The organism is Scandinavium sp. NPDC088450 (assembly GCF_044900545.1).
Taxonomy (GTDB): Bacteria; Pseudomonadota; Gammaproteobacteria; order Enterobacterales; family Enterobacteriaceae; genus Scandinavium.
In genome coordinates, this window is record NZ_JBJDNI010000039.1 from 1 (window position 1) to 14,878 (window position 14,878).

A 14,878-nucleotide genomic window follows, 5' to 3' on the forward strand; every position below is an offset into this window, starting at 1 on the left:
AGTTCGCCGGTGACAACCTGTTCGGCGCTTCCGGCAAACTGGCTGGCCCGATGACCTTCCAGATTGGTTCAAGCTCTGATGAAGCGATGACCGTTGACCTGGCCACCACCCTGTCCGGTGCGTACGGTGCTTCCGGCTTTAACGGCCTGACCGGTGCAGGCGCAGCTGGCGCATCCGGCATCAACATCCAGAGTGCAGCCGATGCGCAGGGTTATATGGATGGCCTGGAAGCGGACCTGGCAAGCGTGGGTAAAGTGCGCTCTGAGCTGGGTGCCAACATCAACCGTATGGCACACACCTCTGCCAACCTGGCGAACATGAAGGACAACACCTCCATGGCGCTGGGTAACATCACCGACGCGGACTTCGCGACTGAAGCCTCCAGCATGAGCCGCAACCAGATGCTGGCCCAGACCTCCATGTCCATGCTGAAGCAGTCCAACAGCATGTCCGGCATGGTGATGTCTCTGCTGGGCTAATCCCCGCTTATTATGTGAAAAACACCGCTGTATGGCGGTGTTTTTATTTCAGCCGCAGGCTTTCCGCCCGTCGGCTTTTTCGGGGAAATCCCCCTTCCCCTTCCTACCTAACTCACTGATAAAAATACACTATAAAACTTGGCACGGGTCTTGCTATATCCATAGCGAGTCGTCAGGCCTCAAGGAGAGAAAAATGACCGATATAAGCAGTATTGATCCGCAAACGCTGGCTCAGCAGATGGCCAGCTACGACATCATGGCCACTCAGGATGCGCTGTCTCGCCAGACCACCACCCTGAAATCGCAGCAGGATGCGCTGACAAAACTGAAATCCGCACTGACCGATTTCCGCACCGCGATGAACGATCTCAACAAGTCCGACGACGGCATGTTGAAAACCACCGCGACGATGAATCAGGAAAACATCGCGTCGATTACGACTAACTCGAATGCGCGAAAAGGCACCTACAGCCTCGATGTGACGCAGATGGCGTCGGCGCAGCAGATTGGCTACGCCGACCTGACCGACGATGCGGTGAAAAATGCCACCGGTGACGTGACCATCACCCTGGGTCAGGGCGATGACGCGCAGAGCTTCACCGTCAACATGGATGAGGTGAATACCCTGGGCGAACTGACCGCGCAGATCAACGGCTCAGAAGACAACCCGGGCGTAACGGCTTCATTGGTTCGCACCGACGGCAACGTCACGATGATGCTCAGCAGCGATGAAACCGGGGCGAAAAATACCCTGAGCATGAGCGGCGCTGCCGCCTCGCTGTTTGATAACGGCACCACCATTGCCGAAGCGCAGGACGCACAGTTCAGCATGGGCAGCATGCAGTTCACCAACAGCACCAACACGCTGGATGGGATTGTCGATGGTGTGACTATCGACCTGGCTGGCACCACCGAGCCGGGCAAACCGTTGGTCATCAAAATTGGGACCGACACCGAGGAAACCAAAAACCAGGCGCAGGCGTTTGTGGATGCCTATAACACCCTGGAAAGCACCCTCGACTCCCTGACCAAAACCGGGAGTGACGGCACCGCTCGTGGAGCCTTTGCCGGTGACGCCAACATGATGGCGCTGGATAACACGCTGAATAACGTGCTGCGTCAAACCTATGGCGATCACCAGCTCAATCAGTTTGGCATCACCGCAGGCAGCGACGGCACGCTGGAAATTGACAGCGACAAACTGGAAGCCCAGTTGAGCAAAGATCCGGAGTCATTCACCGACTTCTTCAACGGCAGCAACGGCATGCTGAAGTCGATTGATAAGTCTCTGGACCGTTATCTGAGCTCTACCGATGGCTTGCTGAAAGGCCAGCAGGAAACGCTGGACAGAAAACAAAGTGATATCGACACCAAAACCGATGCGATGAACACGCGCTATGACAACGCCTACAACCGTTATCTGACGCAGTTCACTCAGCTTCAAACCACCATGCAGTCAATCAACAACACCATGAGTATGTTTGGCTTAGCGTAAGGAATTTTAAGCAGTGATGTACGGAAACAATCAAGAAGGCTTCGGCCAGTATCAGCAATCAGACCTTGCGATTCAGGCAGCGGCGGCAAACCCGCACCAGCTGGTATTGATCTTATTCAAGGGACTGATGGACGAACTCGTTCGTGCGAAGAGCCACATTGCGGCTCGTCGCTTCGAGCGCAAAGTCAAAAGCATTAACAAGTGCATCGATATTCTCAACGCATTGACCAGTGCGCTGGATTTCGAAAATGGGGGTGAGCTCGCACTCACCCTCGCCAACCTTTACGACTACTGCGTTTACCGTCTGTATGACGCCAGCCACAAGCTCTCTACGGAAAGCATTGATGAGGTCGAGAAGATCCTCAGCAATATTCAGGACGGCTGGGAAAAGATGGGGCAGAAGAATGGATGACCTGACGCTGATCCCCTGGCTTGCTCGCGAACTGGAGCAAGCAGCCAGTCAAAAAGAGTGGCTGAAGGTTCAGCAGGTCGATAAGCAGATTGCCCTGTTTCTGACTTCGTTAAAAGGCCGGGCGCTCAGCCCTGCCCTTCAACGAGAACTGGCGGAACTGCGCAAACTGCACCAGCGCGTGTACCAGTTCTGCCAACAGGAAAGTGCGGTGCTGGAAGAAAAAATGGCCCGGACACGCAAGAACCAGGAAGGGGCAACCGCCTATGCCGCGTTTATGACAATGGAAGGAGGACGCTAATGCAGGTGATGAATGCCCAGGCAGCACCGGACATGACAAGCCAGGCGCAGCCCGCCGTAAAAGGCGTGGCAGACGCACTGAATATCGTCGCCCAGGGCGAGACGGCAGACGGCGCGACGGAAGGGACAAAGCCAGGTTTTGACAACACGCTGGCCACGCTGATGACCGCCCTGAACGGTGACACCGGTCGGCAGAAAATCGGTGAGAAAGCCACCGAGACCGTGGAACAGCATCAGGCAGAAACGCCGGAAGGTACGGACGATTCAGCAGCGATGGCACTCCTCGAATCTCTGCTGACCGCCAGCCAGCATCCGGTGAAATCGCTGCCAGTAAAAGGCAATAGCGAAAAACCGGAGCACAACGTGGATGCGGTGATGCTGCAGTCTCGTGAGGCTGGCGCGCAAAACGCTTCGGCTCAGGTCCAGGCTCAGCCGCTGTTGCAAGGTCAAGCGCAGCAGCAAGACAGCCAGGCCACCACCAGGCAAGAGACTCACGGTACCAGCGTGAAGCTGGTGGCCACGCGCACTGTCGCCGCAACCACGCAGGAAATGGCGCAGATGAACGCCGCTCAAACAGTGCCGATGAGTGCCGAATCCACCAGCACGGCATCGGCTCAGGCGATGGCTGCACAACCGACAACCGGAGCGGACAAGACTGCTCGTTTTACGCTGCCGGACGTCAAGCTGAGCGATGAAAACTCCCGTTGGTCGGAACAACTTCATTCGGCGCTGGGCGATCGTCTTCAGGTGCAGATGAAAGACAAAATCCAACACGCCACGATTCGTCTTGATCCGCCGAACATGGGGAAAATCGATATTTCGATGCAGCTCGACAATGGGCGGATGCAGGTCCACATCAACGCCAGCCATGGCGATGTATACCGGGCATTGCAACAGGTAAGTCACGATCTTCGCCAGACGCTGGTTGAGCAAAACTTTGTGCAGGTGAACGTACAGGTTTCTTCGCAGCATCCAGGTCAGCAACAGGACAACCGCCAGCAGGCGTTTGCCGATCAGAACGAAGTCGTCTTTGCCAACGCCGAGAAGGCGGAAGACGAAAACTATTCTTCTCATCAGGACGATGAGTCGGTTTTATTGACTGTGTAGCGAGCATAAAAAATGACCATCAAAAAAGTCGCCTTTGGCATTATCGGCGCGGTAATTATTTCGGTTCTTACCGCCATTATCACGATATACGGCACCCAGATGCTGGCCCGCAATGGGGTTGATATCACGAAAAGCGACGGCCTGTTCTCCAGTAAAAAAGAGAGCAAGCCGCAGAAGTTTATTGAAGTCAAAAACGTGGTGGTGACGCTGCAAACCGCCGCCCACCAGCAGCACTACCTGCAAATGGATCTGGCGTTTGCTACCAGTGACGAAGAAGGCCAGAAGGAAGTGAATGAACTTTCGCCGGTGCTTCGCGGCACCACGGTGACGCTGCTTTCGGCAATGGACTATGACGCATTGCGCGAGATGCCAATGGATACCCTTCGCCAAAAATTGCTGGCGGCTTACACCGCTCGCTTCATCAAGCTGCAAACCGAGAAGCCGTTCACCGACGTGATCATCAGCAAAATGGTTTACCAGTAAGACGACTGTGACGTAATGATAATGATGGATTTTATTGCCAAAGATAAGCTGACGGCAGCCGAGGAGGCGAACTACGTTCAAGCCTGGCTGCCGCTGGTTCACAAGATGATTAAGCAGCTTGCTTATCAGACCAGCAGCGTTATCGACAAGGATGATATGGAACAGATTGCCCTGATGGGGCTGCTGACGGCGCTGCGCCGTTATGGGCACCCTGATGAACAGTTTGCTTCCTATGCGGCGCAACGTATTCGTGGTGCGATCCTCGATGAACTTCGCCAGCTTGACTGGCGACCTCGTCGTTTGCGCCAAAAGACCCACAAACTGAATGATGAAATCCGCCAGATTGCCCGCGAGATCGGCCGCACGCCGACCTTTGAGGATATTCAGGCACGCCTTTCCATTACTGCAGAGGAATATCAGGAGCATCTGCAGCTGGATTGCGCCAGCTCTCTGGAAAGCCTTGATGATTTACTGAGTAAAGGCGTTCAGGACGACACCATGAACACCCGCGCTCTGGAAGACGGCGTCATTTTGAGCAACACGTTGCACGCGGCTATCGCCAGCCTGGATGAGCGTGAGCAACTGATCCTGACGCTGTATTACCAAAAAGAGTTGAGCCTGAAAGAAATCGCCCTGGTCCTCGAGCTTACTGAGGCCAGAGTGTGTCAGCTCAATAAAAAGATTACTGAGAAAATTCAAACGTATTTCCAGAAGTGAACCCCTTATGCAGAAATTATTAGGCCTTTCCTTTGTTATTGCCTGCGTGGCTGGCGGCTTTATTTATTCCGGCGGCAACCTGATGGCGCTCTGGGCACCAGGCGAAATTGTCATTATTCTCGGCGCGGCGCTGGGTGCGCTGGTGCTGGCGAACCCGAAAAATATGTTGTCTGAAATGCTGCGTCAGATTCGTGGCACGGTGCAGAAGAACGAGCAGACCGAAGAGTACCAACGTCAGTTGCTGATGCTGCTGTATGAACTGCTTGAACTGGTGCAGGACGGCGGTCTGAAGATGCTGGACGAACACATTGAAGTGCCAGAAAACAGCGAGTTGTTTAAGCGATACCCGCTGATTTTGCAGGAAAAATCGTTAATCACGTTTATCTCCGATAACTTCCGCCTGATGGCGATGGGCAAAATCAACGAGCACGAACTGGAAGGTCTGCTGGAACAGGAACTGGTGGCGATGGAAGAGTATTTGCTGCAACCGTCACGTTCTCTGCAACGTACCGCAGAAGCGATGCCAGGTTTTGGTATTTGTGCGGCAGTGCTCGGCATCATCATCACCATGCAGTCTATCGATGGCTCGATTGCTGAAGTGGGTGAGCGCGTGGCGCATGCTTTGGTCGGCACCTTCCTCGGGGTGTTCTTCTGCTACTGCTTCCTCGACCCCTTAGCCAACGCCATGGAACAGCGCACCAAAACCAAAATGTCAGTTCTTGAGTGTGTACGTACCGTGCTGGTGAACCATGTTGCCGGGAAACCGACGCTGCTGGCGGTGGATGCGGGCCGTAAAATGCTCCCGCTCGATGCCAAACCGACCTTCGCCCGTCTCGACAGTTGGGTGAATCAAATGGTAGGTGAGGCCGATGCGTAATAAGCACGAAGGCCACACCACGATAATCAAACGCTCGTCGCGCAAAGGGCACCAGGCTCATCACGGTGGAGCGTGGAAAGTGGCGTTTGCCGACTTTACCCTCGCGATGATGGCGCTGTTTATGGTGCTGTGGATCATGGGCGCGATTCATCAGGAGAAGACGCAGTCACTGCTTCAGTCGATGGAAGGCAGTTCTGTCTTTAGCGGCAATAGCCTGACGCCATTAAGCCAGGCAGACGGAAACGGCGCCCGCTTAAGCCTGATGTCGACGAATGCCAAAAGTTCGCCACTGACTGCACCGCGTAATGAGAGCGTGAATATTGGCAAGCTCAAGTTGTCTGACGTGCTCAACGCACACAGTCAGAAAAGTGAAGCTCACGGCGGCAAGTTCACGCAAAAATATGAGCTGGATGATTTGGCACGCATCATTATGCGCATCACCAATTCCTATCACGCGCAGTCCAATTTGCAGATAGGCATTGTGCCGCAAGGCTTGCGTATTCTGATTACCGACGACAGCCATCGCGAGATGTTCCAGCGTGGCAGCGCCAAAATCACCCCGTTCTTCTACCAGTTGCTGAACGAATTCGCGCCTGAGCTGAACAAGGTGGATAACAAAATCATTATCACCGGGCACACCGACGCCACGCCGTATAAGAATAATAAAGGCTACAACAACTGGAATCTTTCCGGAGAGCGTGCACTTCAGGCACGCAGCGTGTTGACCGCTTCCGGGCTGGAATCCGCCAAAGTGATTCAGGTCAGCGGCATGGCTGATCAGATGCTTTTCGATAAGGACGACCCGTTAAGTTCGGTCAACCGACGAATCGAAATCATGGTGTTAACGCACGCCGCCAGCGATACGTTGTATCAGTTCTTCGGGGCGCATGGCGAAAAAGTGATTAAGCCAATCGCCGAGAAAATCGCACAAGGGAAGTAGCGAGTCAGGACAATGTGGAACGTCAATAAACCTCTTTCAATGCCCGCTCTGTTTACCCTGCTCAGCCTCGCGCTGGCAGGTTGGCTGAGCCTGATGCCAGGCACCGCGCTGGCAAAACCCAAACAGACGACGCTGAGAAGCACCAAACCGATTGCCAGCAAAACGCACGATAAAAAAGCGCTGGCACGCATCAATAACCGAAAAAAACTGCTGGCAAAATCCCGACTCAAGCTGGCGAACGTGCCGTTGACGCCTGCGCAGAAGCGCAAAATCGCGGCCAAAAAGCGGGCTGAGCGTACCGAAAACCGTGAGTCTCTGACAGAGCAAGTGCACTGGAAACCCGGCGCATTAGGCCGACAATGGCCGCTGGTCCAGATGAGCGAGCAAATGGAGCACTCGCTGGTCAAAGTCATGAGCAAGCTGAAGAAACAACTTGGCAAGCCTTATGTCTGGGGTGGCTCATCGCCCAAAACTGGCTTCGATTGCAGCGGCCTTGTCTGGTATGCATACACCACCAGCATCAAGCGTAAATTGCCACGCACCGCTAACGGCATGTACACCGCCAAAAACCTGAAGCACGTGAAAAAAAGCCGATTGCATCGCGGCGATCTCATCTTCTTCGGCATTCACAAAAAGACCAAAGCCGATCACGTGGGTGTGTATCTTGGCGAAGGGAAGTTTATTGAAGCACCACGCACTGGATTAAATGTACGTATTAGTTATCTGACGGATGACTTCTGGCAGGATCACTATCTGGGCTCACGCCGCGTTATTTATGATGAGCATGGATGATCAGCTCACGAAAAAAAATGCCACCTGTTTCCAGGTGGCTGAACTCAAAAATAACACTTTACAAGTAAATTATAGGAAGAAAACACATCTCACATGTCTCGTATAATTTATACCATGTCATTCCCATTCCCCCTGGTGCAGGGACTAAAAATCACTTTTTAAATTTATTAAACACAGTGACTCTTATCTTCTTTCAGCACACTTATTGCAGTGACTGATGATAAGCAACGACGTGGAAATCCCCCCTTTTAGTTCCTGATTTTATGCCAGACAAACAAAACAACCAACGCGCCTGCCACAGCGATAAGAATGCTGCGCACATCAAACCCAGTCACCGTGCCCAGACCCAGCAGTGAACCTAACCAACCACCGACAATCGCGCCCACAATGCCAAGAATAACGGTCATAATAAAACCGCTGCCATCACGACCTGGCATAATAAACTTCGCAATAATACCGACGATCAACCCCATCACAATCCAAAGCAGAATACCCATAATTAACTCCTGTCCTTGCTAATATAAAAAGAGCACCAGAATGTAAAGAGTTGCAATGATAGCGTCAATGAAATGACGACAATGAATATTTCAAACATCAAAAACAGTCAAGAAAAGTTAACAATATTGCCATTCTGATTATCCGAACACTCTTTTCAGCAGGCCCACGCATACTCCTGCAATTTCCAGTGGTAGTCTTTTTCCATCAGACACAACAAATAAGACAGGAATCATCATGGGATTAATCAATTTTATTAAAGAAGCTGGCGAGAAGCTATTTCACACTGACAACAGCAACAGTGAAAAAGCGGAGAAAATTCAGGCACACATCAATACGCTCAACCTACCGGGCGCAAGCAATATCAATGTCAACGTCGACGACAGCGGTGTTGCTTCATTATCCGGTAACGCCGATACCCAACAAACCGCAGACAAACTGGTGGTTGCCGCGGGTAACATTGATGGCATCAGTGACGTTAATAATGCGCTGACGGTCAGCGCCCCTGCCCCGGCGGCCCAATATTACACCGTACAATCTGGCGATACGCTGAGCGCAATCTCCCGCCGCTATTATGGTTCGGCCAATCATTACCAGGCCATTTTTGAAAGCAACCAGCCGATGCTCAGCCATCCGGATAAGATTTATCCGGGGCAGAAGTTGATCATCCCTGAACTCGCCACGAAGCAGTAAGAGAGGGCATTATGGGACTGTTTACCTCACTGCTGAGCAAACTCTCTGGTTCACAAGAGCATAATCCGATACTGATAACCGAGGTCCTCTCGTGGATTGATGCCCAGGGTGGCATGGAGGCGCTTCTTCAGCAAATGAAGCTGTTCGGATTCGGCAAAATCCTGCAATCCTGGCTGTCGAATCAGCAAAATTTGCCGATTTCACCGCAGCAGGTATTTTCATTCATTAAGGCCCCGGCGCTGCAACAACTGGCTGACCGTTGCGGCATTGACGTTAACGCTACCGCCGCGTTGCTGGCTAAATACTTACCGCTGCTGGTGAACGGGTTATCTCACTCCGGTGAACTAACGCCGTCAGCAACCACCGATCTGGTAAAGGCTGGGCTTTCGGTTTTGGGCCGTAAATCCTAGGTCCGCCCTCTCTCCATCCCCTCTCTTTCAGGCCAGTTTACTGGCCTTTTTTGTGCCCTCAGAATGAAAACATCAGAACGCCTTGACCTTCCCCTTGCGGGAAGGTTTAAGCTTTATCACAGTCAGAAAAAAGCCACGGCCACGCCACTGCGCATTGGCCTTCACTAAGGAGTTCATGATGTCTAACACTATCGACCTGACGCTGGACGGCCTATCCTGCGGCCACTGCGTCAAACGCGTTAAAGAGAGCCTTGAGCAACGTCCTGACGTTGACCAGGCTGACGTGACAACGACCGAAGCGCACGTCACCGGCAGCGCCAGTGCCGAAGCGCTGATTGACACCATTAAACAAGCTGGATACGGGGCGGAGCTCAGCCACCCAAAGGCTAACCCGCTGACAGAGTCATCAACCCCGTCGGAAGCACTGACAGCGGCCCCCTCAGCGCTTCCGGCAGCCGATGACCTTGATGACAGCCAACAGCTGCTGATCAACGGTATGAGCTGCGCCAGCTGTGTGTCCCGGGTACAAAACGCACTTGCCGCGGTACCGGGCGTGACGCAGGCACGGGTGAATCTGGCGGAACGCACGGCGCTGGTCATGGGCAGTGCGTCCGCCGCAAATTTAGTGCAGGCGGTGGAAAAAGCAGGCTACGGCGCAGAAGCGATTGAAGACGATCAAGAGCGCCGGGAACGCCAACAGGAAACCGCCATCGCCACCATGAAACGCTTCCGCTGGCAGGCGATTGTCGCCCTGCTGGTCGGTGTGCCGGTGATGGTCTGGGGCATGTTCGGCGACAACATGATGGTCACCGAAGCCAACCGTTCCCTGTGGCTGACAATTGGCCTGATTACCCTTGGAGTGATGGTCTTTGCGGGCGGCCATTTTTATGCCAGCGCGTGGAAGAGCCTGAAAAACGGCACCGCGACAATGGACACTTTAGTGGCGTTGGGCACTGGCGTGGCGTGGCTCTATTCGATGAGCGTCAACCTGTGGCCACAGTGGTTCCCGATGGAAGCTCGCCACCTCTATTACGAAGCCAGTGCGATGATCATTGGTCTGATTAACCTCGGCCATATGCTGGAAGCGCGTGCACGTCAGCGTTCTTCGAAAGCGCTGGAAAAACTGCTCGACCTCACGCCACCGACCGCACGAGTGGTGACAGAACAAGGCGAGAAATCCGTGCCACTGGCCGACGTGCAGCCAGGCATGACGTTACGCCTGACGACTGGCGATCGCGTGCCTGTCGACGGTGAAATTACGCAGGGTGAAGGCTGGTTTGATGAAGCCATGCTGACCGGTGAACCCGTGCCGCAGCAAAAAACAGACGGTGCAGCGATTCATGCAGGCACTGTGGTGCAGGACGGCAGCGTGCTGTTCCGTGCCAGCGCTGTCGGTAGCCACACTACGCTGTCGCGTATTATCCGCATGGTTCGCCAGGCGCAAAGCAGTAAACCGGAAATCGGCCAACTGGCGGATCGCATCTCAGCGGTGTTTGTGCCTGTGGTTGTGGCTATCGCGCTGCTCAGTGCCGCCATCTGGTACTTCTTCGGCCCGGCACCGCAGATTGTTTACACCCTGGTGATCGCCACTACGGTGCTGATTATTGCCTGCCCTTGTGCGCTGGGCCTGGCAACGCCGATGTCGATTATCGCGGGTGTCGGGCGTGCCGCAGAATACGGCGTGTTGGTGCGCGATGCCGATGCGCTGCAACGTGCCAGTGAACTCGATACGTTGGTGTTTGATAAAACCGGGACGCTGACGGAAGGCAAACCGCAGGTGGTGGCCGTGAAAACCTTTGCGGCGGTGGACGCAGCCGAGGCATTGCGTTTTGCAGCGGCGCTTGAACAGGGTTCAAGCCACCCACTGGCCCGAGCCATTATTGAGAAAGCCGGCGAGGCTACACTTCCGCAGGTGAATAACTTCCGCACACTGCGCGGGCTGGGCGTCAGCGGTGAAGCGGAAGGCCGTGCGCTGCTGCTGGGAAATCAGGCTTTGTTAAACGAGCAAAATGTGGTGACCACAGCCTGTGAAGCTGAAATTCAGGCGCAGGCAGAACAAGGTGCAACACCGGTATTATTGGCTATCGACGGGCAAATTGCGGCATTGTTTGCCATTCGAGATCCGCTGCGCAGTGACAGCGTTGAAGCGCTGCAACGCCTGCATCGTGAAGGCTACCGCCTGGTGATGCTGACCGGGGATAACCCAACTACCGCCAACGCCATTGCCAAAGAAGCAGGTATCGACGAAGTGATTGCCGGCGTGCTGCCAGACGGTAAAGCCGAAGCCATCAAAAAATTGCAGGCAGAAGGCCGCAAAGTGGCGATGGTGGGTGACGGTATCAACGATGCGCCAGCGCTGGCGCAAGCGGAAGTGGGTATCGCAATGGGCGGCGGCAGCGACGTAGCCATTGAAACCGCAGCCATCACGCTGATGCGCCACAGCCTGACCGGGGTCGCTGATGCACTGGCAATATCCCGAGCCACGCTGCGGAACATGAAGCAGAACCTGCTGGGCGCGTTTGTTTACAACTCGCTGGGCATTCCGATTGCGGCTGGCATCCTGTGGCCGCTCACCGGGACGTTGTTAAACCCGGTGGTTGCCGGGGCGGCGATGGCACTTTCGTCCATCACCGTGGTGAGCAACGCTAACCGCTTGCTGCGTTTCAAACCGAAAGCGTGATGACTGGCTGGCCCTTAACAGAGTTTGTTGAGGGCCAGATGCTGCAACAGCATGATGGTTTTTCCGTCCTCAATTTCACCCGTCCGAATAGCTTGTAACGCCTTTTCCAGCGGCCATTCGAGGACTTCAATATCTTCCCCTTCCGCTTCGATTCCCCCTCCTGCGCTGCTGCGGTCTTTCTCACTGTATTCGGCGATAAAAAAGTAGAGCTTCTCCGTCACCGAGCCCGGGCTCATAAAGGCTTCGAAGATTTTCTCTGGCTGCGCAATGTGAAAGCCCGTTTCCTCTTCGGCTTCTGCGATGATGCGCTGTTCCGGAGAAGCGTTATCCAACAGACCCGCAGCCGCTTCAATCAGGTAGCCCTGCTTATCATGCAGATAAACAGGCAGGCGAAACTGACGGGTTAGTACCACGGTCTTTTTATCGCGGTTGTAGAGCAAAATGGTGGCGCCATGGCCGCGATCGTACGCTTCGCGGCTTTGCGGTTGCCAGGAGCCATCCTGACGGCGTAGTTCGAAAGTGTATTTGTTAAGGGTGTACCAGTTATCGGACAGCAGATGGGCTTCGAGATTGCGAATAGGATCGTCCTGGGGTTGCATGTTTTTTCTCTCCGGCAGATGACTTCAAAAACGCTATCATGCATAATCGTGCAATATCAAGAAAATTCGTGAGAGACTAATCGATGCTTGCCAGCCAACGAAAACAGCAGATCCTCGCCATCCTCGCCGAGGAAAAACAGGTGCATTCCGGGGAATTAAGCCAGCGTTTCGGCCTTTCCGAGGACTCAATACGTCGGGATTTGCGCGAACTTGCTGCCGAAGGATTACTGCAACGCGTGCACGGCGGTGCCCTGCCCGTCTCGGCGGCTATTGCACCTCTGGAAACACGCAAAAACGTGCAAATCGGCAGTAAGCGGGCGATCGCCCAAAAAGCGGTGTCGCTGATCCAGCCGGGTCAGGTGGTTATCCTTGACGGTGGCACGACCACGCAAGAGCTGGTGCAACAGTTGCCGCGCGATCTGGCCTTTACTGCTGTCACTCATAGCCCGTCCATTGCGGTGGCACTCGTCGATTTCCCGGCGGTGGAGGTTATCCTGATTGGCGGCGTGCTGTTCAGGCATTCGGTGGTCACCATGGGGGCAGCGATGCTGGAAGCCATTGACCGAATTAACGCCGATCTCTTTTTTATGGGTGTCACCGGGGTGCACGCCAGCGCAGGGTTTACGACAGGAAACTACGAAGAAGCCTCCGTGAAGCGAGCGCTGGCAGCGCGTGCGGCAGAAACTGTGGTGATGGCCTCGCAGGAAAAACTGAACAGCGCCTCGGCTTTTGCGATAGGTGGCTTGCAGCTTGCCAGTACGCTGATCGTTGACACTCCACTGGAGCAGACACTGCTAAACGCCTGCGAGAAACAGCGAGTGACGGTGATTTAGGCGTTGAGCCCCTATCCCCGACGCGCTAGCATGGACCTTTGATTTCAGGGAGCGCGTATGGGTCTGTTTCAACGAATAAAATCTTTAGTACGCGCCTTGTCCGGAAAACGCTATCGCTGGCCCGGTCTGGACATCACGCTCGCCAGCGGGCAGCAGTTGCATCTGGTGGGCAGCATTCACATGGGCACTCGCGATATGTCGCCGCTGCCGCCCAGACTGACTGCCCTGATCCAACAGGCCGATGCGGTGATCGTCGAAGCCGACATTACCGGCACGGAAACCCCCTTCCGTGACCTGCCCCCCTGTCCACCGCTGAGCGAACGTTTATCGCCTTCGCGTTTCCAACAGCTGGAACAACTGACCGACGAACTGGGCCTCTCGCTCGCCCTGTTCGACAGCCAACCCTTGTGGCAAATCGCGATGGTGCTTCAGGCGACGCAGGCACAGAAATTGGGCCTGCGCCCTGATTACGGGATTGATTACCAGCTGCTGCATTGCGCGCGTGACGCTCACAGGAAGATCATCGAGCTGGAAGGGGCGCAAAGCCAGATTGACCTGTTGCGTAACTTGCCTGATCAGGGGCTGTCGCTGCTGGAAGACACACTGACGCACTGGCACACCAATGCCCGGCTGTTGCAGGTGATGATCGGCTGGTGGCTGGAGCAACCGCCAGGTGAAACCCCTTCGCTGCCAAATACCTTCAGCCATGAGTTGTATGACGTCTTAATGCATCAGCGTAACCTGGCGTGGCGGGATCGTCTGCTCTCCCTGCCACCGGGGCGCTACGTTGTGGCGGTGGGTGCCCTGCATTTGTACGGGGAAGGAAACCTGCCTGCAATGCTGAGTGCGGCGCGGAAATAAAAAAAATGGCCAATATTTCTATTGGCCCGTCAAAGAGGAATTTCATCATTATTATTATCCCGAAGTTTGCACTTCGGATCGTTCGATTGTCGCTCAAAGTAACCATCACTGCCAACACTATTGCGCAAGATAGTACTATTTTTTCGACAGCCGTCAGGCGTATCCTGAAGCCTGTTCACTCCGGTTGTAAGAAGGATGGTTATGACACCCGCCGTTAAGTTACTCGAAAAAAACAAGATCCCGTTTAAGGTTCACAGCTACGATCACGATCCGAATGAAACCAACTTTGGCGATGAAGTGGTGCGTAAACTGGGACTCAATGCCGATCAGGTTTACAAAACCCTGCTGGTGGCGGTTAACGGGGATATGAAACACCTGGCCGTAGCGGTAACGCCAGTGGCCACACAGCTTGATTTGAAGAAGGTCGCGAAAGCGCTGGGCGCCAAAAAAGTCGATATGGCTGACCCGATGATCGCCCAGCGAACCACCGGCTATCTGGTGGGGGGCATCAGCCCATTAGGGCAGAAAAAACGCCTGCCGACGCTTATCGATGCGCCTGCCCAAACATTTGAGACTATCTATGTGTCCGGCGGTAAACGCGGTCTGGATATTGAGCTGACGGCAGAGCATCTGGCAAAAATGCTGGATGCGACGTTTGCGGATATTGCGCGACGGGATTAAGAGTTGGGAGCTGCGTGTTCCCCCTCT

The 14,878-nt window shown here is 54.3% G+C and carries 19 protein-coding genes; 17 read left to right on the top strand and 2 right to left on the bottom strand.

The features are described from left to right. From ACI2I2_RS23005 to ACI2I2_RS23050, 10 genes are all read left to right on the top strand, one after another. Nucleotides 1–479 (top strand): flagellin (locus ACI2I2_RS23005; protein ID WP_404660063.1); only part of this gene is annotated, 479 nt, incomplete at its 5' end. Nucleotides 480–672: 193 nt separating this feature from the next. Continuing rightward, complete coding sequence (gene fliD / locus ACI2I2_RS23010; RefSeq protein ID WP_404660064.1) at nucleotides 673–1,974, top strand: flagellar filament capping protein FliD; 1,302 nt, start codon at nucleotides 673–675, stop codon at nucleotides 1,972–1,974. Between the two features lie 16 nt (nucleotides 1,975–1,990). Continuing rightward, the gene (gene fliS / locus ACI2I2_RS23015) at nucleotides 1,991–2,386 is read left to right on the top strand and encodes a flagellar export chaperone FliS (RefSeq protein ID WP_404660065.1); all 396 of its coding nucleotides are present in this window, start codon (nucleotides 1,991–1,993) and stop codon (nucleotides 2,384–2,386) included. Then, nucleotides 2,379–2,684, top strand: coding sequence for a hypothetical protein (locus tag ACI2I2_RS23020; protein ID WP_404660066.1), 306 nt, complete (start codon nucleotides 2,379–2,381; stop codon nucleotides 2,682–2,684). Before fliS ends, ACI2I2_RS23020 begins: the two co-directional genes overlap by 8 nt. Further along, nucleotides 2,684–3,790, top strand: coding sequence for a flagellar hook-length control protein FliK (locus ACI2I2_RS23025; protein WP_404660067.1), 1,107 nt, complete (start codon nucleotides 2,684–2,686; stop codon nucleotides 3,788–3,790). The genes ACI2I2_RS23020 and ACI2I2_RS23025 overlap by 1 nt, the downstream gene beginning before the upstream one ends. 12 nt (nucleotides 3,791–3,802) lie before the next feature. Further along, a complete protein-coding gene (gene fliL / locus ACI2I2_RS23030; protein WP_404660068.1) occupies nucleotides 3,803–4,273 on the top strand; it encodes a flagellar basal body-associated protein FliL in 471 nt (156 codons plus the stop codon). A 24-nt stretch (nucleotides 4,274–4,297) separates the two neighbouring features. After that, nucleotides 4,298–4,990 carry a FliA/WhiG family RNA polymerase sigma factor gene (locus tag ACI2I2_RS23035; protein ID WP_404660090.1) on the top strand — a complete coding sequence of 231 codons (693 nt, stop codon included), beginning with the start codon at nucleotides 4,298–4,300 and terminating at the stop codon, nucleotides 4,988–4,990. 7 nt (nucleotides 4,991–4,997) lie between these two features. Further along, nucleotides 4,998–5,867, top strand: a complete 870-nt coding sequence (gene motA, locus ACI2I2_RS23040) for a flagellar motor stator protein MotA (protein ID WP_404660069.1) — start codon at nucleotides 4,998–5,000, stop codon at nucleotides 5,865–5,867. Then, nucleotides 5,860–6,807: a putative lateral flagellar export/assembly protein LafU gene (gene lafU / locus ACI2I2_RS23045; protein WP_404660070.1), complete on the top strand. Its 948-nt coding sequence runs from the start codon at nucleotides 5,860–5,862 to the stop codon at nucleotides 6,805–6,807. Before motA ends, lafU begins: the two co-directional genes overlap by 8 nt. 12 nt (nucleotides 6,808–6,819) lie before the next feature. Then, nucleotides 6,820–7,599: a C40 family peptidase gene (locus ACI2I2_RS23050; protein WP_404660071.1), complete on the top strand. Its 780-nt coding sequence runs from the start codon at nucleotides 6,820–6,822 to the stop codon at nucleotides 7,597–7,599. 248 nt (nucleotides 7,600–7,847) lie between these two features. Here the strand turns inward: ACI2I2_RS23050 and ACI2I2_RS23055 are convergent, their stop codons facing one another. Beyond that, entirely contained in the window at nucleotides 7,848–8,096 is a 249-nt protein-coding gene (locus ACI2I2_RS23055) for a GlsB/YeaQ/YmgE family stress response membrane protein (protein ID WP_404660072.1), read from the bottom strand. A gap of 235 nt (nucleotides 8,097–8,331) precedes the next feature. Between ACI2I2_RS23055 and lysM the strand changes: the two genes are divergently transcribed. From lysM to copA, 3 genes are all read left to right on the top strand, one after another. After that, nucleotides 8,332–8,787, top strand: a complete 456-nt coding sequence (lysM, locus tag ACI2I2_RS23060) for a peptidoglycan-binding protein LysM (protein ID WP_404660073.1) — start codon at nucleotides 8,332–8,334, stop codon at nucleotides 8,785–8,787. Between the two features lie 11 nt (nucleotides 8,788–8,798). After that, nucleotides 8,799–9,197 carry a YidB family protein gene (locus tag ACI2I2_RS23065; RefSeq protein ID WP_404660074.1) on the top strand — a complete coding sequence of 133 codons (399 nt, stop codon included), beginning with the start codon at nucleotides 8,799–8,801 and terminating at the stop codon, nucleotides 9,195–9,197. A gap of 178 nt (nucleotides 9,198–9,375) precedes the next feature. Further along, entirely contained in the window at nucleotides 9,376–11,877 is a 2,502-nt protein-coding gene (gene copA / locus ACI2I2_RS23070) for a copper-exporting P-type ATPase CopA (RefSeq protein WP_404660091.1), read from the top strand. A gap of 14 nt (nucleotides 11,878–11,891) precedes the next feature. On the opposite strand, the gene ACI2I2_RS23075 is transcribed toward copA, so the two are convergent. Continuing rightward, nucleotides 11,892–12,476 carry an NUDIX domain-containing protein gene (locus ACI2I2_RS23075; protein ID WP_404660075.1) on the bottom strand — a complete coding sequence of 195 codons (585 nt, stop codon included), beginning with the start codon at nucleotides 12,474–12,476 and terminating at the stop codon, nucleotides 11,892–11,894. A gap of 83 nt (nucleotides 12,477–12,559) precedes the next feature. On the opposite strand from ACI2I2_RS23075, the gene ACI2I2_RS23080 reads away from it, so the two are divergent. From ACI2I2_RS23080 to ybaK, 4 genes are read left to right on the top strand one after another with little or no spacing between them, the layout of a single operon-like run. Then, nucleotides 12,560–13,309, top strand: coding sequence for a DeoR/GlpR family DNA-binding transcription regulator (locus tag ACI2I2_RS23080; protein ID WP_404660076.1), 750 nt, complete (start codon nucleotides 12,560–12,562; stop codon nucleotides 13,307–13,309). A 57-nt stretch (nucleotides 13,310–13,366) separates the two neighbouring features. Then, nucleotides 13,367–14,170, top strand: a complete 804-nt coding sequence (locus tag ACI2I2_RS23085) for a TraB/GumN family protein (RefSeq protein ID WP_404660077.1) — start codon at nucleotides 13,367–13,369, stop codon at nucleotides 14,168–14,170. Between the two features lie 5 nt (nucleotides 14,171–14,175). Further along, on the top strand, nucleotides 14,176–14,388 hold the full coding sequence (locus tag ACI2I2_RS23090) for a hypothetical protein (RefSeq protein WP_404660078.1): 213 nt from the start codon (nucleotides 14,176–14,178) through the stop codon (nucleotides 14,386–14,388). Continuing rightward, complete coding sequence (ybaK, locus tag ACI2I2_RS23095; RefSeq protein ID WP_404660079.1) at nucleotides 14,372–14,851, top strand: Cys-tRNA(Pro)/Cys-tRNA(Cys) deacylase YbaK; 480 nt, start codon at nucleotides 14,372–14,374, stop codon at nucleotides 14,849–14,851. The genes ACI2I2_RS23090 and ybaK overlap by 17 nt, the downstream gene beginning before the upstream one ends. Nucleotides 14,852–14,878: the final 27 nt, after the last annotated feature.